The organism is Paenibacillus sp. 01T422 (assembly GCF_056398785.1).
Genome location: NZ_JBFTQB010000003.1, coordinates 13,423 through 32,502 on the forward strand (window position 1 = coordinate 13,423; position 19,080 = coordinate 32,502).

Annotated in this window: 14 protein-coding genes and 2 pseudogenes; 15 read left to right on the top strand and 1 reads right to left on the bottom strand. The window is 42.3% G+C overall.

Annotated elements, in window-relative coordinates; genetic code table 11:
* Positions 1 to 285: 285 nt before the first annotated feature.
* From AC1DUA_RS00365 to AC1DUA_RS00380, 4 genes are all read left to right on the top strand, one after another.
* On the top strand, positions 286 to 636 hold the full coding sequence (locus AC1DUA_RS00365) for a DUF805 domain-containing protein (protein ID WP_477497830.1): 351 nt from the start codon (positions 286 to 288) through the stop codon (positions 634 to 636).
* Positions 637 to 907: 271 nt separating this feature from the next.
* On the top strand, positions 908 to 1,906 hold the full coding sequence (locus AC1DUA_RS00370) for a sigma-70 family RNA polymerase sigma factor (protein WP_477497831.1): 999 nt from the start codon (positions 908 to 910) through the stop codon (positions 1,904 to 1,906).
* A gap of 83 nt (positions 1,907 to 1,989) precedes the next feature.
* Positions 1,990 to 2,244 (top strand): hypothetical protein, encoded by a 255-nt coding sequence (locus tag AC1DUA_RS00375; RefSeq protein ID WP_477497832.1) that lies wholly within the window; start codon positions 1,990 to 1,992, stop codon positions 2,242 to 2,244.
* A gap of 2 nt (positions 2,245 to 2,246) precedes the next feature.
* Positions 2,247 to 2,630, top strand: coding sequence for a pepsin/retropepsin-like aspartic protease family protein (locus tag AC1DUA_RS00380; RefSeq protein ID WP_477497833.1), 384 nt, complete (start codon positions 2,247 to 2,249; stop codon positions 2,628 to 2,630).
* A 932-nt stretch (positions 2,631 to 3,562) separates the two neighbouring features.
* On the opposite strand, the gene AC1DUA_RS00385 is transcribed toward AC1DUA_RS00380, so the two are convergent.
* A complete protein-coding gene (locus AC1DUA_RS00385) occupies positions 3,563 to 4,255 on the bottom strand; it encodes a YHYH domain-containing protein (RefSeq protein WP_477497834.1) in 693 nt (230 codons plus the stop codon).
* A 433-nt stretch (positions 4,256 to 4,688) separates the two neighbouring features.
* Between AC1DUA_RS00385 and AC1DUA_RS00390 the strand changes: the two are divergent.
* From AC1DUA_RS00390 to AC1DUA_RS00440, 11 genes and pseudogenes are all read left to right on the top strand, one after another.
* Positions 4,689 to 5,039 (top strand): annotated as a pseudogene (locus AC1DUA_RS00390) (copper amine oxidase N-terminal domain-containing protein); the annotation flags it as partial.
* Positions 5,019 to 5,960, top strand: coding sequence for a phosphate/phosphite/phosphonate ABC transporter substrate-binding protein (locus tag AC1DUA_RS00395; protein WP_477497844.1), 942 nt, complete (start codon positions 5,019 to 5,021; stop codon positions 5,958 to 5,960). The pseudogene AC1DUA_RS00390 and the gene AC1DUA_RS00395, both read left to right, overlap by 21 nt.
* A gap of 355 nt (positions 5,961 to 6,315) precedes the next feature.
* Positions 6,316 to 7,581, top strand: coding sequence for a methyltransferase domain-containing protein (locus AC1DUA_RS00400; protein WP_477497835.1), 1,266 nt, complete (start codon positions 6,316 to 6,318; stop codon positions 7,579 to 7,581).
* Positions 7,582 to 7,584: 3 nt separating this feature from the next.
* Positions 7,585 to 10,170: pseudogene (locus AC1DUA_RS00405) on the top strand (metallophosphoesterase).
* 169 nt (positions 10,171 to 10,339) lie between these two features.
* Positions 10,340 to 11,311: an aldo/keto reductase gene (locus AC1DUA_RS00410; protein ID WP_477497836.1), complete on the top strand. Its 972-nt coding sequence runs from the start codon at positions 10,340 to 10,342 to the stop codon at positions 11,309 to 11,311.
* A 26-nt stretch (positions 11,312 to 11,337) separates the two neighbouring features.
* On the top strand, positions 11,338 to 12,207 hold the full coding sequence (locus AC1DUA_RS00415; protein WP_477497837.1) for an NAD-dependent epimerase/dehydratase family protein: 870 nt from the start codon (positions 11,338 to 11,340) through the stop codon (positions 12,205 to 12,207).
* Between the two features lie 174 nt (positions 12,208 to 12,381).
* A complete protein-coding gene (locus AC1DUA_RS00420) occupies positions 12,382 to 13,701 on the top strand; it encodes a spore germination protein (RefSeq protein ID WP_477497838.1) in 1,320 nt (439 codons plus the stop codon).
* 29 nt (positions 13,702 to 13,730) lie between these two features.
* Positions 13,731 to 14,837: a GerAB/ArcD/ProY family transporter gene (locus AC1DUA_RS00425; protein ID WP_477497839.1), complete on the top strand. Its 1,107-nt coding sequence runs from the start codon at positions 13,731 to 13,733 to the stop codon at positions 14,835 to 14,837.
* Complete coding sequence (locus tag AC1DUA_RS00430; protein ID WP_477497840.1) at positions 14,834 to 15,931, top strand: Ger(x)C family spore germination protein; 1,098 nt, start codon at positions 14,834 to 14,836, stop codon at positions 15,929 to 15,931. Before AC1DUA_RS00425 ends, AC1DUA_RS00430 begins: the two co-directional genes overlap by 4 nt.
* A 275-nt stretch (positions 15,932 to 16,206) precedes the next feature.
* Entirely contained in the window at positions 16,207 to 18,642 is a 2,436-nt protein-coding gene (locus AC1DUA_RS00435; RefSeq protein ID WP_477497841.1) for a TOTE conflict system archaeo-eukaryotic primase domain-containing protein, read from the top strand.
* Between the two features lie 46 nt (positions 18,643 to 18,688).
* On the top strand, positions 18,689 to 19,080 hold a 392-nt coding region (locus tag AC1DUA_RS00440), incomplete at its 3' end, for a DUF6155 family protein (protein WP_477497842.1).

Consider the following 19,080-nt stretch of genomic DNA (forward strand, 5'->3'; position numbering starts at 1 on the left):
TTCCTAGAGAGCATGCAATCAGCTGTTTACATAATTTCATCCAATAACGCCCATTTTTTAATCATTAAGACAACCCCCATCAAAATACATATAAGGGCATAGCATTATTTGGGACCTGGAACACCATGGCTTTGTTCGGGGAGGTGGAGTGGGAAAATGCAAACATTCTAAAGGGGGGGCAGAGTCTTTACATGATCAAATAATTACATACAAATGCGAAGGAGATTTCAAAAAAGGGAAGCCGTTTTATCAATACAAGTTGGTGAATATGAAGGGGGAATACACATGGAATGGTATTCAAAGGTGTTGAAAAACTACGTCGGATTTTCAGGGAGAGCGCAACGCAAGGAGTACTGGATGTTTGTGCTTTTCAATCTGATAATCTCCATCATCCTTGCCATATTGGAATCCCTACTGGGGATTACGAACGTGTTAACCGGCCTCTACTCTTTGGCTGTCTTATTGCCATCCTTAGCCGTTGCATTCCGGAGGCTTCATGATACGGGGAGAAGTGCTTGGTGGATACTGATTGGTTTAATTCCACTTATCGGTACTATTATTCTTATCGTATTTTATTGTCAAGATAGTGATCCTAGTGAGAACCAATATGGTCCTAATCCTAAGCAGTTAGCATAGGCAGTGGCGTCAGAACAGAACCCCATCCTAAATAGATGGGGTTTATTTGGCGTTATTTGCACTTAATGGCTTTTTAGAAAATGCCATAGCTTCCTCTTAAATTTGACTTATCAGAAAGAAGGAGAAAGTTTCTGCTTATTTTACTATAAATTTACTTAATTTATGAATATAGCTATGTTAATATTGATAATAAGAACAAGCGTTCTCTTTAGTTGAAAGTATTGTAATTTTAACCTGAAAAACCTTTTCTATTGTTGATAGGGGGAGACTTTTGGAAGATACATTTAATGAGTACTGGAGAAAATATGGACCAAGGATACAAGGTATCATTAAGCAAAAATACGCAGTTTCATCGGCCTACCACAGCAATTACTTTGATGATTTACTTCAAGTTGCAAGGTTGAGTCTTTTTCAAGTGATTAAATCCTTTGATACAAATAAGGCGGTTGGTTCTGTTGATTCTTTTTGGACTTATGCAAGAAAAAGGATAGAAGGAAGTCTTAAAGATGAATTAAGTAGAAATACAGGTGCAGTATTTGCACCGTTACGAATAAAACAGCTTGCAATTAAACTGAAAAAGATGCAAATAGAAGATATGAGCACATCACAAATTTCTGATATATTACGCTGCCGTACATCAGAAGTCGAAAGAGCAATACAATATTTGCAACATAAAGATGCCATGTCTATAGAAATGCCCTTATATAATGATAATCAAGGCAAAGTTTTAGTTGCTGAAATTCTTCAAGCGGAGCCTACTCTTAAATCATATTTCCTAGATGAAAACTTTTTAAATATGCTGAATTCAAGGGAAAGGAAGGTCGCACGTTTACTAGTGGCTGGGTACTCTACTAATGAAGTTATTAGAAAATTGAAGGTTAGCAGCGAAGTTGTGATTAGAATTGGTAATAAATTAAAAGGATATCTCTATATGGGGCAAATAAAATTGGAGGTGCCAGATTCAATGAATAAGCTGCTAAGCAAAGAGATATATGATGATTTGAAAATACAACAAATTTCTGATAAGGAAGTTGCAAAGAGATATAAAATTAGTATACTAACTCTACGATCATTAAAAAAAGAATGGAATCCTATACTTAGTGTATCACCATCAGTAATCGTTGAAAAAAACACAGAAATGATTAGTAAAGAGCAATATCATAAGCTCTTTGATGCTTATGAAAAGCTTAAAGCTGAATATAAATCGTTATGGCAATATCATAGGTTATCTCTTATGCGAATGGATAGCCCATTCGATTTGCAAGAGTAAGAATGCCATACTGGATACACCGCAATACAATTGTAAATGTATGTTATAATTAATAAAATTACTTTTAAAGGGGGATATGTGAGATGAAATGGTCTGAAATTTGTAACCATTACCCCGGCCGCTTCGTCTTAGTTGAAGCAATTAAAGCAGTGTCAAAGAATCGCTTACGAACAATTGAAGAAATGACAGTTGTGGAGGAATATGATAATCCAGTGACCGCTTGGGAAGGTTATAAGCTTCATCATAAGGAAAATCCTGAACGTGAATTCTATGTCTTTCATACCAGTAAACAAGAAATTGAAGTTATCGAGGAATACTTTACAGGAGTTCGAAAATAAAGATGGAGCTTAGACTCGAGAACGGTCTTCCGATAATTTCATTTTCGTTAACCTATCAGGAACGAACAATTAATATGAGTAATGTATTGTTTGATACAGGATGTACATCGACAATTTTTGATACAGATCTAGTCGTAAATATCGGATTATACCTCGACATCATCAATGGGACTGCTAAAAGGATGTATGGAGTCGGCGGTGCAAGCGAGTTATGTTATGAGCAAATAGTAGTTGGCATGCAAATTGGCCCCATAATTCTCCCTTCTTTTAAACTTCAATTAGGAATGACAAGGGAACCTTATGGTTTTGATGGGATATTAGGTATAGATTTTATGACAGCAGCTGGAATTAAAGTCGATTTTAATGACATGAGTATTGGATACTAGTAACAACTGAGTATTTGACCTAGCCTAGGAAAGTCTACGAAGCGAGATTCCTACAAAAAGACACTCTCAGGGGTGTCTTTTTTCTTATTCCTGCCCCTCTTAGTGATCCTAATGAGAACCAATATGGTCCTAATCCTAAGTAGTTAGCATAAGCAGTGGCGTCAGAACAGAACCCCTTCCTAAATAGGTGGGGTTTATTTGGCGTTAGCTTATTTTGAAATGTAAAAAGTCTTGTTTTCAAATTTTATAGAAGGTTAAAAACGGAAAAAGCTGCCTATTATTTGCAAAATTAGATTGTGAAATAGGCAAATAATGACCCCGCAAGAATGAGAATCAGGCATACAAAAAAGTCAGCTTTTTTTGACTTAGTTTTGTCTTTTCAAAAATAAATAAATAATTGAGCTAACCCTGCAAGACACATAGTTTTAGCGAGTTCTGCAACAATGTTTATGGATGATGGTAGTATTGTAGAAGTAATAGAAGAAGTGAAGCTTGCTCAAAAGGAGAGGAAAACTAAGGATGATGAAGTTCGTATTTTAAATGCAAGTCCTTATGAGGCATAGGATGACAACTGGTGAAGTGCAAATATAAGGTGCAAGTGTAGCAGGTACATCTGCTATTTGGCCTGTGATTATTAATGGAAGTGCAGATGCAAAAGATACTTCATCGAAGGCTATGACCCAGCCACCGCAGTAGGAGTTATACTCTTAATTTCTGTCTCTAATTCCTATGTCTGCCCAGGATCTATATGTACAAGTTCTTAGTTTCTATTAAAGACATCACAAAGGCGAAATCCCCAGACAAAAGACACCCGTGAGGGTGTCTTTTGTAACTTTTGCTAAAGTTGCGAACTGACAACTTTTTCAGTTCTCCATTCAAGCGCTGTATCGCTCTATTGATCCTGGGGCTAAACTTTTGACAATTTTAAAATCTTATTTAGATATATAGAAAGTGTTGTTTTCAAACTTTATGGATAAACCTAATTCATCAACAGCATAATGCCAGGTCATTGGAAAATAGGTTACATCGTTTAATACCAATAACGGGTATTCCTCGGAACCATTATCAATCCAAGCATCATTCACATAGATATTAAAATCCGGTTGACTAGCATACAAGTTCGAGTTCGTAGTGCCAAAGTCCAATTCAAGCTTTCCAGCCTTATTGGAAGTCTTTCGAATGACGAATCCAGCTTCAGCGTCCCATACTGTTTCTAGTGCAAGCGCTTGAGTAAACTTAAAGGTCATCGGAAAATACGTGATGTCTTTATAAGAGATGACGGGATATTTAAGGGTTGAGTTGGTGATTGAAGTACCATTAACGTTAATCGTGTATGCTGGTTTTTCAACTTTGACATGCCCATTTGGAATCGTTTCTACTGGAGCTGCTGCTGGTTTAGCATTAGAAGCTGACCCACCGGATGATGTTGATGGTGAACTGCTTCCGGAGGAAGATCCTCCATTGTGATAATGGTAGCCCGTACATAATCCTTTGGCCTTGGAGCTGGCTGAGCAATTATGCCCTCCGTTTGCATCCGTCCTACCTGAATGTGCATAAGCGGATGGTGAGAAAGTCGTTATTAAAATGAATGAAAATAATAGTAGTCCTAAATACCTAAACTTCACCACTGCTCATCTCCTGAATATAGTATTTTTTACCTAGGTGATAATACCAGATATTTCAAGGGTTTTCAAATATTATTTTTATGTTCTATTTAACTATACTCAATGTGGTAAAATAAGGATAAAGAAGCCTTCCCTTTGAGGAGTGATACACTAGCATGCAGAGAATAAGCCGTCAGAGAAACATAGAAGGAACCAGTGTGAGAATCTATCGATCCACGCTCTAGGTTCTTTCAAAGTAGAATCTGCAATTTGGAAATATAGCGAACGAAGCTACTATAAACACATCAAAAATGTAAGAATTATTTATCATCTTGAACGAAAGAGAGAACTTTAACTAATGCATATATTAAGGAGATCGAGTATGACGAATAGAAAAGTGGTATCGCGTGTTGTTGCCATTGTAGTTGCCATTTTCTTTTGTTTCGGCGGAGGAATGGTAGTGGCGGACAATGACCAGGAAAATATAGTCGTTAGCGTCGATAACCAGACCTTAAGTTTTGAAACACCGCCAATTAATGATCGAGGAACTATTATGGTGCCTTTACGAGCTGTATTCGAAGCATTACATGCGAGTGTGACTTGGAGTGATAGAGATCAGAAAATATCAGCAGAAAAAGGGGGGACTCGGGTTCAGCTCGTCCTAGGTTCACCGTTCGCACATATCAACGATGGAGCTGTTGTTCTAAGTTCCAGTCCATTTGTTTCAAATGGAAATACAATGGTTCCACTTAGGTTCGTTAGTGAAGCGTTCGACGCTAGCGTATTGTGGAACCCTAATGACCAAAGCGTTACGATTAACTCGTTGTCTCCAAATGCAGCTAGTAACCAAAACACCGCGGATACTCTGCCACAGAATGGCACCGTAGCTTCCTCCACATTTGTGCCCAATACTTTGACAGTCCAATTCGTACCAGCCCAAAATGCTGAAACCATGGAAGCCAAAGCAAAAGCGCTTGAGAAACTACTTGGTGAACGATTAGGGATTCCCATTAAAATGACCGTTTCCAACGATTATTCCAATGTTATCAAAGCGATGGTAGCTAAGAAAGTAGACATTAGTTATCTGCCCCCAAGCCAGTATATCTATGCGCACGATTACTACAAGGGGGCTGATGTGCTTATGCAAGCATTGCGCTTTGGTGTGGATCCACGAACGGGGAAGACGACGCAGCAGCTCGTTGACTTTTACCAGGCTATGTTTGTTGTTAGAGCAGATTCACCGATTCAGAGTATTGAGGATTTGAAAGGCAAAACCATTGGATGGCAGGGTGTGACTTCAGCTGCTGGATATGTTTATCCGGGATTAATACTGAAGAAAAATGGAATTGATCCTGTAAATGACGTCAAAGGTGTCATGTTTCAAGGCCACGATAAGTCAATTATTTCCTTACTCAATAGTCATATTGATGCTGCTGCTGTTTTCCAGGACGTCCGTTCAAATATCCTGAAGGATTTCCCTAATGTACTCAGTGATACACGTATCCTTGCATTTTCTGAAAAGATTCCTAATGATACGATCGCTGTACGATCGGATATGGATCCAGAATGGCGGAAGAAGATTCAGGATGCTTTTATGTCTTTAGGAAATGATCCTGTCGGAAAGGAGATTATCCAAGAAGTTTTTGCTCACCAGGGGTATACGGCATCGGAAGACAAAAAGTTTGAAATTGTTCGTAAGGCAATTAGGTCAATAAACGAGAAGTAAACTGATTCTAGGGCGGTAGCTCTCCTGAACAATTCTTGTACGGAGCAGCTTAATGAATTATTCGTTGACAATATCTGGGGTTGCAGTTAATATTTCAGTAGCTAATAAGATAACGAAAGGAGCACGATGAAGATGAAATTATTCCAATCATTCAATTCCAAGCATAGTGATCAAAGTAAATTCAATTCGGATAACGGTATATATCAATCATCTCTCATCGGCTCATCTGGTATTTGCGCACGCGGATTCAACTAGGCATTTCTGCCAGTTTCTCTGTGTGAACTGTGTGTACCTGGTCATGGACTCTTGAGTCCATGGCCTTTTTTTATATTTTATATCCAAGGGGAAGATAACGATGGCTATTGTCCAAGTAAGATCAACCAACCCGCAGCTTTCTTTTATCATCAAAAAGAACCCGGAATCCGGCGTTATGCTCCGATCCATTCGGAAGGGGATGGCATATGGCTGGTACACGGACGCCTCCACGTTCAATGTGTATTTCAAGGATGCGGATAATGAAATCTCGTATAAACAGAACGAACAAGAAAACTTTGAATATCTCAATGTGTCTCGCTATAACACGCCTTTATTTCCGTTAAATGCAATTAACGAGTTTTTCTCAGCTCCCCTTAAGGCGCAAGATGAACGGGATGCTGAAGGCTACGAGCATACGTTTTATATCAATATGATTCATATTGAAATGGTGAGGTATGTGGAATTTTTCCAAAAATATTTGAAAGACTTTACGTTTGAAATCGTGCATCAAGCTCACAAAAGCTACTCGCTTACAGTTACAACGCGGCGAAGTCTCTATCACCTGATGCATGCCGTGAGTGTGCTATGCTTGTTCTTATCCATGTTTGGCAATGAATATATCGATATCTCAGATAGCATTTTGGATAAATATATCAGAAGTATTCATGTGATCGACGCGCCATTTTATATTCGCAGTTTGTTTGTTCGCCACTTCTTATCTTCGAAAGAACGCTTTAAGAATTACAAAGTGGAGCTGGAGAGCACAAGCCGGTACGATATTCGTTTTGACTATGGGGGTACGGGGCTGCAGCGGAGGAATTATATTGCTCGTGCGCTTCCTTTTGACAAGTCCATCCTGGACGTTGGTTGTGGAGAAGGTTTCTATGCGATTCCATTCGCAGCGAAGATTGAAGGTACCTACTACGCGATTGATATTAATGAGGAACTGCTCGAATCGGTAAGTAGGAAAGCCAGATCCAAAGAGATCGACAATATCGTTCCGTTCAGCTCAATCGATCGTTTCTTGGAGGATTATAACGGGGAACAAGTCGATATTGTTATGACGGAAGTCATTGAGCATATGAGCGAGGATGAGGCCAAGGAGCTGATTCGGCACATTTGTGAGCAGGTCGATTTTGAGCATTTTATTATTACGACGCCTAACTCTGACTTCAATGTGTATTATGAACTTCCAGGATTCCGGCATGAGGATCATAAATGGGAGATGGGGCAAGCGGCGTTTCAGCAGTGGCTGACGGATGTCATTCGTGAAACCGGACTTGACTATGAATTCGTTTCTATCGGGGACGGGGTCAATCATATTCAGACAACGCAAGGCGTTATTCTTAAGAAAAGGGGGGCGTAGGAAATGGAGATTCAAACCAAAGTTCATACGATTTTCATGCTGATTGGGTCGACGGAGTGCGGAAAAACGACTTTTGCGAAGGAAGTTTTGATTCCTGGGTTGAGGTTCGCTGATGAGTCAAGGAATGTAAAAGCAAACGTGCAGTATTTATCTTCCGATAGCCTCCGTCAAGAGGTCTTGGGTTATGACTACGATAAATATGATTAGGTGATGCTGGAGGCGAGCGATCAGGCGTTTCACCTGTTGTTCGAAAAGCTGAAGATGGCGACTTCATTCCCGGTCAACGCAGAATTCGTGATTGTGGATACGACGGGGCTGGCCGAGGAATTCCGTGCTAAGGTTCGGGAGATTGCGCAAGCCAATAAATATAACTTGGAAGTCATTTTGTTTGATTATCGCAAGCGGGAGGACTACTACGCCTCGGATCGCTCGAAAAAGTTGATTACAAACCACATTAACCGGTTGAGGAAAGAGGTTTTAGGTTCACTCTCTAGAGAAGACTACTCCAAGATCCATAAGATCCGGTATAAGGATTTTTATTCTGTGACGGAGGGGAGAGCGAATCCAGCCTACCGAGTGATTATTAATGATCGAGAGGAGTACCTTTCCACCATTCTTCTACAAAATATGAAGTACATTGTTATTGGCGATATTCATGAGTGTGTGGATGAACTCAAAGCGCTGCTGCTGAGCCACGGTTACCAAATCAATGGCAACAAGCTAATGGTTACAGATAAAGTGCGGAACACGAAAGTTATCTCTTTGGGAGATTGGATTGATAAGGGGAAGAAAACGAGAGAAATCATTGAGTTTTTGCATGAAAATCAGGAGCATTTCTTATTCGTAATGGGGAATCATGAGAATTTTGTGTATAAGTACATGCAGGGAGAGATCGGCGGGGTCGATCAAGAACTTCTTCATACTTACTTCGATTCCACACAGGTGCTTTCGCAAGATGCGGAGCTGCTTGAGAAGTTTAATGAACTGGTAGCGGTTGCTAAGCCGTTTTATCGATTGAATGGGCTGAATAATCCCTCCTTCTATGTGACACATGCCCCGTGTAAAAACAAATACATTGGCAAACTGGACGCGAACTCGGTCCGTCATCAGCGTAATTATCGCATTGATCGTAATGCGCCATTGGAGGAGCAGCTTACTTTTCTCCGAGATGAAGCGGTGAAGAATCATCCCTATCACATTTTCGGGCACGTTGCCGCCAGAAATGCGTTTCGTATGAAAAACAAAATCCATATCGACACAGGAAGCGCGCATGGTCATATGTTGACTTCCGTCAGTATTTCATACAAACCGTTCATGAAATCGCAGAAGTCCGAGCAAACCGTGATGACGGATACACTTCAAACTTTATTTCATGAAGAGAAAAAGGTGTCGCTGCAAGATATGGGTGAGGATGAGATTCGCAGACTGCATTACGTATCCAGGAATAAGGTTAATTTCATCTCAGGGACAATGTCTCCGGCTGATAAGGATGAGGCTGCGCAGGATCTGGAATCTTTGCGTCGTGGCTTGGGTTATTTTGCGGAGCGGGGTGCTTCACAGGTTGTTCTGCAACCAAAATACATGGGTTCACGCTGTAATATTTACTTGAATAAAGCTATAGACCAGTGCTTTGCGGTCAGCCGTAATGGTTATCGCATCAATCAGATTGATTTGACGGAAATCTATGAGGCGCTGCAGCATAAGTTCGGCGGCTATATGGAAGAGAATCAAATCGAAATGCTCATTCTGGACGGTGAGCTTCTGCCGTGGAAAGCGATCGGCGACGGATTGATTCAAAGACAGTTTAAGCCAATTGAGAAGGCTTTGGAGAGTGAATTGGCATTTTTGCAGCAAAATGGTTTTGAGCAAGCATTTGACAAGTTGACTGCCGATTATCGGGCAAGCGGGTTTGAGAAGGATCAGTACAATATGTCTAAGACTTCGCTCAGCGACAAGTACGGCTCACACATTTACCAAAACTATAAGAATATCCACGATATTCTGAACTCTTATGTTCCGTTGGAGCAACATGTTCAAGCATACCAAACCTACAAAAGGCAGCTTGAGATTTATGCGGAAGACGGTAAACTTGCCTACAAACCATTTGCTTTGTTGAAAATCATTTATGAAAATGGCGACGAGTGCATACCGGACTGGAAGACTTCGGAGGTATACAGCTTTTTGTCGGAGGATGAGTTTCTGCTGCTGGATCTTGCTGATCCGGATTTCTATGAGAAGGCTGAACGCTACTTTTCTAGGCTAACTGTGGATAACTATATGGAAGGTGTCGTGATTAAGCCTGAAGTCATCCAAGCCAATGTGGCGCCTTATATGAAAGTTCGAAATAAGGATTACCTGTCGATTATTTACGGTTATGACTACCGTTTTCCGCACAAGTACAAGAAGCTGATGAAACAAAAGAATATAAATCAAAAGCTTCGCACCTCCATGAATGAATATCGTCTAGGGGATCGAATGCTCTCAATTAGGTTTGATGAGATCACACCGGAGAATGACAAGTATAAGGAAATTGTTGCGAATTTACTATTCGAGGTTGCTGGGGAGAGGGAGATGGATCCTCGGTTGTAGGCATAAGAACCGTCAGGGTAAAACTGGCGGTTTTTATTTTTCTCTTTTACATCAACCCGACCCCACTTACGCCAACGTTACTAACTGACAACTTTTTCAGTTCTTATGCAGCTTTTCCTTTGCCTGTATAATAACAAGTGTAAGCCAAACAGTGGATGGAGGACTGAGGATGAACGTTAGAACTCTTGGAAAAACGGGACTGCAGATATCGGAAATCGGATACGGCGCATGGGGAATCGGTAAAACGGCTTGGATCGGCGCTTCCGACGAGGAATCCATTCAAGCACTGAATCGCTCGATTGAGCTGGGGTTGAACTTTATTGATACAGCTTTGGGCTATGGTGACGGTCACAGCGAACGACTTGTCGGGCAAGTGGTGAAAGCCCACGATAAGCCCATCTATGTGGCTACCAAAATCCCTCCGAAAAACAGGCAATGGCCAGCACGCGATGGCGTAGCTGTGGAAGAGACTTTTACAGCGGAGCATGTTATAGCGAGTACGGAGCAAAGTCTGCGCAATCTGGGCTTAGAGACAATCGATGTGCAGCAGTTCCACGTCTGGTCGGACGAGTGGGTGGGTCAAGGAGACTGGCTGGAAGGGATCCGCAAGCTGAAAGAGCAAGGCAAAATTCAACATTTTGGCATCTCAATCAACGATCATCAACCGAACAATGCGCTCAAGCTGATTGAAACGGGGCTCGTTGATACGGTGCAGGTAATTTATAACATTTTCGATCAAAGTCCTGAAGATCAATTGCTTCCTGCCTGTGCAGAGCACAATGTAGGCGTCATTGTCAGAGTTTCGCTGGATGAAGGCGGTTTAACGGGGCGCATTACACCTGACACAACGTTTAGCGAAGGTGATTTCCGGAATAGCTACTTCCAAGGCGATCGTAAGCAGCAGGTGTATGATCGTATTCAGAAGATCACTGCTGATCTGGATATTTCTGTTGAGCAAATGCCGGAAATCGCACTGCGGTACGTGCTGAGTCATCCTGCTGTATCCACGGTCATTCCGGGTATGCGCTCCGTGCGAAATGTGGAGTCAAATATGCGTGTTGGCGATGGGCAGGGACTAACGAAGGAGCAACTTGAGAAGCTGAAGCCGCATCGCTGGATTCGGGATTTTTATAGAGGTTGATTAGACCTAAGGAGGATGTAAGATTCATGGAGAAAAAACGGATTATTGTAACTGGCGGCAGCGGTAAAGCGGGTCAGTGGATTTTAAAACATTTTGTGGAAAATAATTACGATGTCATTAATTTGGATGTGAAGGCACCAGCAGAGCCAATTTGTCGGACGATTATTACGGACCTCAATGATTTGGGGCAGGTACATAATGCGATTTCGCAATTCAGTACTGGCAGTCGGAAAGAGGTGGCGGGTATTGTGCATTTTGCCGCTATCCCACAAGCCTATACGCATACGAATGACGTTTGTTTCCGCAATAATGTAATGAGTACTTACAATATTTTGGAGGCGGCGGCCAACTTGGGCATCAAAAAGGTTGTGCTTGCATCGAGCGAGTCGTCTTATGGCATTTGTTTTGCCAGCGAGTTTTTCGAGCCTCAGTATATTCCGATCGATGAAGAGCATCCACAGTTGCCGGAGGACAGCTATGGTTTGTCCAAGGTGGTGAACGAAGTCACGGCTCAGGCGTTCCACCGACGTACTGGCATGCAGGTAGTCAGCTTCCGCTTGGGCAACATTCTTGTGCCCGAGAGCTATGAGCAGCTGAAAGCTAATTTTGATAACACGGACGCTCGTTTGCGTATCCTCTGGTCTTACATCGATGCTAGGGACGTGGCTTCTGCTTGTCTTAAAGCGATTGAAGTCGATGGGCTTGGCGCCGAAGCACTTATCATTGCAGCGGATGATAGCTCGTCGGATCGGTTAACTCGGGATTTAGTGGAGAAATATCTACCTGGCGTCAAAGAAATTCGATCCCCGCTGGAGGGAAGAGCTTCTCTCATTTCCAACGCGAAGGCGAAAAGATTGTTGGGCTGGGAACCACAGATTAAATTGATGGAGCAGTAAAATAGAGCGGCCGATCCTTTGGGATTGGTCGTTTTTTTGTTGTATAACATGATATTTCAGGACTTGGACAGAATAATACTGGATTACCATATTTAGGGTTGCAGGGGGGGCATAACCACGACTGATATTCTTACTTCCATCTTTGGTTTAAATGAACAAGAAGATACTCTGCCTTTGTTTGAACGCTTAAAAGAAGCTTTTGCGGATTCGGCTGATTATGCGACGATGTTGATCGGGATGGAGAATGCCGCCGAATTGCATTTATGTTTTATCTCATCCTTATCCTCCGCACAGAAGTTGGATTTTCTGCTCGGTACCGATATCAGCGGAGATTTGTCCGCGCGGCTTGAGCGTTACAGGGGGACTGGATTTAGGGAAGGAACGTTCGAAAAATGCGTGCAAGCGCTCTGCCACGGCTCAGCCGTTATATGTAAAGCAAGATCGTCTTCCGGGCTTATCCTGAGTTTATCGGAAAGCCAGCAAAGATCGGTAGGGTCACCGGTAACTGAAAATGTTCTTCAGGGCCCTATGAACGCTTTCAACGAAAGTCTCGATGTCAATACGGCATTAATTAGACAGCAAATTCGTTCTTCCCAATTAAAACTGTGGGAAACGATTGTCGGCACGGCCAGCCACACCCGAGTTGCTCTGTTTTCTTATACGGATGCCGTCGATCCCGATCTGTTGTCACAGCTAAAAGAAAAGCTGGAGAAGATTCAAACGGACGGCATTCAGGACAGCGCACAACTGCTGCGACTGCTAATGGCCAGAAAAAGAATGCTGTTGTTCCCAATGGCCGTCTCCACGGAAAGACCTGATCGTGTATCGGAATCTCTGCTGGCAGGCAAAGTTATCATCATGATAGATGGTTCTCCRTTCGCTTTGATTGTGCCTTCTGTTTACACAGATTTTTGGCGTTCGCCCGAGGATAAATATGTAAATCCGCACGTTACCTATTTTTTCCATGCGCTGCGCGTTCTGGCCATGTTTATTAATTTGTTTCTTCCCGCTATGTATGTGGCGCTAACATCTGTCAATGTCGATGTGAACCGCCTGGAGATTAGTCTCGCCGCAGCTGCGAGCAGGGAGGGCGTCCCCTATCCTGTTTTTGTGGAGACACTCCTAATGCTTATAACGATAGATTTCATAACAGAGGCCGGGTTGCGGTTGCCTAAGACGATAAGTTCGACGGTTACGATGGTCGGCGGTGTTGTCCTAGGGCAAGCGATCATCCAGGCCAATATCGTCAGCCATCTGTTAGTCATTGTTGTGGCAGCTACGGCCATCACTAATTTTATCGTTATTGATTATCAAATGGGACTAGTACAACGAGTCCTGAAGTATTTTGTCGTGATTGGAGCCACGATAGCTGGGCTCCTAGGTATCGTATTCTGCTTAGTGTGCTTAGTTATCTATCTAAGCTGTCTTGAATCATTCGGAACTCCTTACCTCACACCCTTATGGCCCAAGAAGAAAAGGTTGGGATCGTCCTAGCCATTATTTCAAGAAAGGAGCCCTTTGTCATGAAAAATTCTTCCGGCATAACTGGCTATGAAATGTTTGTGATTCAAATGCTGTTCTCAGGTGCCGCGGCTAGTTTCATCTATCCGAGCTTCCTGATTCGTAGTACGTCAGGAGGCTATTGGATCCCGATTGCCGTTTGGGTCGCGGGCGCTCTGCTCAGCTCTTGGCTTTACAGCAGAATGTTGGCCAGGCTGGAAGATAACAAGCTGATAGCTGTCATACGATCTGTGCTAGGCAGCATTTGGACGAGCATTCTTTGTCTACCCGTATTACTTTTTCTGTTCGGAACTCTCATCGTGATGTTGAGAGCCTATTCGGAAATTATTACGATGACGATGCTGCCCACCACGCCAATATCGTTTTTGAACGGAATGCTCCTTGCTCCTGCTGCACTCGCCTTGGCGGGAGTGATGCCTATTGTGAGGGCTGCGAGGGTTTTCTTTCTGTTGGCGTTTATCTGCACATTGGCGCTGCTGATTCTAGGTTTTAGTGATATTGAGTGGACCTTAGGTACACCTTGGTTCCGGACGAACGGCGATTTTTTCCTCAACAAGCACTTTTATGCCGGATCGTTTGTGTGGATGGGGTTTACGTTTACATCGCTGATCGGATCTTATAGGATGCAGTCCGCAAGACGTGCCTGGAGAAGCTACGTTGTTGCCCTCATTTGTGCTCTTCCTTTGATTGCAGGCTATGTTTATCTGCCGATTATGACCTTTGGAAGGGATTTAAGCCAACGCTTGACCTTTCCTTTTATATCCAAAATGGATTCGATCTATCATTATTGGATCGTATTTGAGAGTATGACCGCCATTTTTGTTTCCGTGACCATGCTCTATGTTCTGATCACCATGGCTCTGCAGCTGCACGCCCTGGGTGAAACGCTCAAAACTCTAATGCCGAGAGCGAACAATGGCCTGATTTACGTCATTATCTTCATTGTTGTTTATACGGCGGCCACGTTACTGTCTTCTTGGAGAGAGATCGAACATATTGTCTTAGTTACGATTGGCATCCGTCTGTATATCATGTTCGCTTTTCCTTTGCTCGGCATTGCAATCCTGGTTTTTGCTCGAAATCGGGGGGGAAAGGGTAAAGAAATATGAGGCGAAGACACCCGATATGGAAGTTAGCCATCGTATGCTTCCTGATGATGACGATCGGATCCGGATGCTGGGATTCCAAAGACATTGATAATCGGCTCATGGTCGGTGTGATAGGGTTGGAGAAAGCGCCGGAGACGGGTCTCCGAGTATGGTTCCGATTCCCTCTTCCCAAGGCAGGACAGGAAACGTCGAAAAAAGATTTCTTTACGATGAGTCAGAAAGGGTTTACCGTCCCCGATGCGATGAACAAATTAAGATACAAGCTTCCCAAAGCGTTGGAGACTTCCTCCACACGCGCACTGCTGTTAGATGAGTCGTTGGCCAAGACGGGTCTTACCCCTTTTCTGGAATTTGCAATCAGAGAGCGTTCCGTCCCCTTAGATGCTGTAGTTGCCGTGGTCAGGGGCAATATGGAACGGATTTTTAGCAGCCCAAACCCGACAGGAGAACTCTCTGGTATATATACCAAGCTATTTTTCGAGCCTTATGCCGGAGGCATCCCAAGAAAAAATGTAACGAAGCTGTGGGAGGTCTATGCCAAATTTTATAATCCGTTTCATGCCAATCTGATCCCGGTATTAATGGAAGGTGAGAAAAATTCGTTTAGCTTTAGTGGCAATGCGATTTTTGTCAGCGGTAGGATGGTTGGCGAAATAGACAAGGATGAATCGCTTTTGTATGAAATTTTCACACGCCGGTTTCGTGATTCGGAGGTTGAACTGATGAGTAGATCGGATATTAGGATTGTACATAACCATACCCGGATAGCTACGTCGCTTAAGAGCGGGAAACCAATCATCCAAATTGATTGTTCGCTGGTCACAGTTTTAATCGACAGTTCCCGTCAGCGGAAGCTGAATGAATCAGAAATCATTGCTGAGTTGGAGTCTGACCTGAACGACCATGCCAAATCCTTGTTCGAGAAGACCCAGCGAGAAGGGGCTGACGTCTTTGGCTTCGGTAATCGCTTTCGGAGTCGTCTGCAGCCGTCGCAGTATGATCATTGGAGCGAGATATTCAAGTCTGCCGAAATTAGCTACCGCTTCCATATTGTAATGAGAAACACGGGATTGGAGTTTATTGACCCAAAGTAGCCAGATAATGTGACAAGGCACAGCCTTCGTTTAGTTCTAGTTTACTGTGATATAATGGGAATAACATGATAAACGGAGTCTAAATGCCCGTGGGAGGGAAAGTCATGCAAGAAAAAATTACGTACACATCTGAACTTGGAATTCCCTTAATAAAAATATAACTCCTATTACCGTCTATTCACACTTAAATGTGAACTGGGCGGTATTTCTTGTTCTGGTCGCAATTCTTCCTATGATAAAATATGGTTACAAAAGTCTCTAAAGTTGGAGGTAGTATGACAAGCCTGGAAAGAAAACTCGAACTTGCCCTGAGTGAGATAGAACGGTTGAAACAAGAGAATCTTCAGTTGAGGCAGAGCCTTTTTGATAGGACAAAAGATGATTTTACAGTAGCCGTTTCCAATCTTCCCGTGGAAGTGATTCAAGAGACCGTCACCAATTTCGCAATTGAAAAAGGAGTTATCCACAACTATTCTTCTCCCAAGGACAAAATAGCTGTATTTCGCAGTCTGTTTCGTGGCCGTGAGGATGTATACCCCAATCGATGGGAGAGTAAAACAGGGAAGTCTGGCTACTCACCGGCTTGTAAAAATGAATGGTCATTTGTATGTAAAAAGCCTCAAATCAAATGTTCTGATTGCTCTCACAGAGAGTTTATTCCTATTACTGATGAAATCATTTCTAATCATCTTGATGCTAAGATTAACCATACGATTGGAATATATCCCATGTTACAAGATGAAACTTGCTGGTTTGTGGCCATCGATTTTGATAAACGGAATTGGAAACAAGATGCGGTTGCTGTCATGGAAACATGCATGAATCTGCAAGTTCCAGCTGCTTTAGAACGCTCTCGTTCTGGAAATGGAGGGCATGTATGGATATTTTTTGATCAGCCTATTGAGGCTAGCTTGGCTCGGAGATTTGGGTGTGCACTTATAACCAAGACAATGGAGTGTAGATATGAGCTTGGATTGGATTCGTACGATCGCATATTTCCTAATCAAGATACACTCCCCAAGGGTGGTTTTGGCAATCTGATCGCCCTTCCTTTGCAAGGAGGTCCCCGTAAAGAGGGGAATAGTGTTTTCGTTGATGAAAATCTAGTTCCGTATGAAGATCAGTGGAGTTTTTTATCAGGGTTAAGAAAAATGACGTTACCTCAGATTGAAAGTAAAACTCAAGAGATTACAAGGCATTCAAGTGTTCTGAATATCGGGATTTGGGATGAAGAAATAGACGAGGATAGACCATGGGATAGGCAGCAAATCGTTTTTAATGATGAAGATCAACTTGAAATGTCACTACCTTTAAAGGTGAAAATTACTTTATCTAATATGATTTATATTGAGAAAGATGGCTTGTCCGCCAAGATGATTAACCAAGTTAGTCGGCTTGCGTCCTTTCAAAATCCTGATTTTTATAAAACGCAAGGGATGCGTTTACCTACTTATGGAAAGCCACGCGTCATAGGCTGTGCAGAGGATTTTGCTAAGCATATAGCTCTTCCAAGAGGTTGTCTGAATCTGCTTTCAAATTTATTTGAAAGGTATGGTGTAGAATTAATAATATCAGATGAGAGAAACAAGGGTGAGGAGGTCGACGTTAACTTTACAGGGCAGCTGTCGATTCTACAGGATGCCGCGGCTAGATCGATTTTAGCGCATGACATGGGGATTTTATCAGCGACGACAGCATTCGGGAAAACAGTCGTTGCGGCTTCCATTATCGCTTCTAGAAAAGTAAATACGCTGGTACTGGTGCATCGCCGTGAACTAATGGATCAATGGAAGGAACGATTAAGTTCTTTTCTAAATGTAGATACAAAAGAGATTGGAATTATCGGTGGTGGGAAAGAGAAACGTACGGGTAAAATTGATATAGCTGTTATTCAAAGTTTAAATTACAAGGGTCAGATTAAGGAATATTTAACAGAGTATGGACAAATAGTTGTTGATGAATGCCATCATGTATCAGCTTTTAGTTTTGAACAAGTCTTGAAAAAGGCAAATGCAAAATATGTAGTGGGCCTTACAGCAACTCCAACTCGGCAAGATGGACAACAGCCTATTGTACTTATGCAGTGCGGTCCTATTCGTACTAGAATTGATGCAAAATCTCAAGCTATCGTACGAGGTTTTGAACATAAAGTAGTACCTAGGTATACATCATTTCAACTGCCTTCCTTACAAGTAGCCCCATCCATTCAAACTATCTACCAATTCCTGGTTGATGATGAGAAGAGGAATGAGCTCATATTTGACGATATCTTAAAATGTTTGGATGAAGGTAGGTCACCAATCCTTCTCGCAGAGCGAACTGCACACGTGGAATACTTCGAAAAAAAGTTGGAGAAGTTCGCTAAAAATGTTATCGTACTGCGCGGTGGAATGGGTAAAAAACAGCGCGAGGAGCTTCGTCAGCGAATAGCAAGTATAGCTGATTCAGAGGAACGAGTATTTATCGCTACAGGGAAATTGATTGGAGAAGGGTTCGATGATGCAAGGCTTGATACGTTATTTTTAGTTCATCCGATCTCGTGGAAAGGCAGCCTACAGCAGTATGCTGGGCGATTACACCGATCTCATGCGAATAAACAAGACGTGAAGATATATGACTATGTCGATATCCAGGTGCCGCTTCTTATGAGCATGTACAGGAAGAGGGTAAAGGGGTATCGCGCCATGGGTTATAGCGGAATGGAGATTTAGACGGTTCAGAGTAATTTTCAAACAAATGAAGGGACAGTGATTGTACATGAGCAAACTTACAATACCTCAACTCAAGAAAGAACTAAGATCTTATGGAGCTGATACGTTAATCTCTATTATAATCGATAATTATAAATCTAGCTCAGATGTCAAAAAATATATTCATATGTTGCTGGACCCGGAAAGTACGGAAAATCAATTGTTTGAAGAGGCAAAAAAGAAGATTTTGCACCAGTTCTATCCTGAACGAGGGGAAGCAAAACTCAAATTAACAGAAGCGAAAAAGGCGATTACAGATTTTGATAGAGTTTGTAACAATCAAATCAAAACAATTGATTTGGTGATTTACTATGTGGAATTAGGTGTTGATTTAGCGAACGAATGGGGCGATATGTATGAAACATTTTATAATAGTATGGTATCCACTTACGCTAGTGC

Coding starts and splice junctions, on each gene's coding strand:
- AC1DUA_RS00365 (WP_477497830.1), top strand. CDS start 286: ATGGAATGGTATTCAAAGGTGTTGAAAAACTACGTCGGATTTTCAGGG.
- AC1DUA_RS00375 (WP_477497832.1), top strand. CDS start 1,990: ATGAAATGGTCTGAAATTTGTAACCATTACCCCGGCCGCTTCGTCTTA.
- AC1DUA_RS00380 (WP_477497833.1), top strand. CDS start 2,247: ATGGAGCTTAGACTCGAGAACGGTCTTCCGATAATTTCATTTTCGTTA.
- AC1DUA_RS00400 (WP_477497835.1), top strand. CDS start 6,316: ATGGCTATTGTCCAAGTAAGATCAACCAACCCGCAGCTTTCTTTTATC.
- AC1DUA_RS00410 (WP_477497836.1), top strand. CDS start 10,340: ATGAACGTTAGAACTCTTGGAAAAACGGGACTGCAGATATCGGAAATC.
- AC1DUA_RS00415 (WP_477497837.1), top strand. CDS start 11,338: ATGGAGAAAAAACGGATTATTGTAACTGGCGGCAGCGGTAAAGCGGGT.
- AC1DUA_RS00425 (WP_477497839.1), top strand. CDS start 13,731: ATGAAAAATTCTTCCGGCATAACTGGCTATGAAATGTTTGTGATTCAA.
- AC1DUA_RS00430 (WP_477497840.1), top strand. CDS start 14,834: ATGAGGCGAAGACACCCGATATGGAAGTTAGCCATCGTATGCTTCCTG.
- AC1DUA_RS00435 (WP_477497841.1), top strand. CDS start 16,207: ATGACAAGCCTGGAAAGAAAACTCGAACTTGCCCTGAGTGAGATAGAA.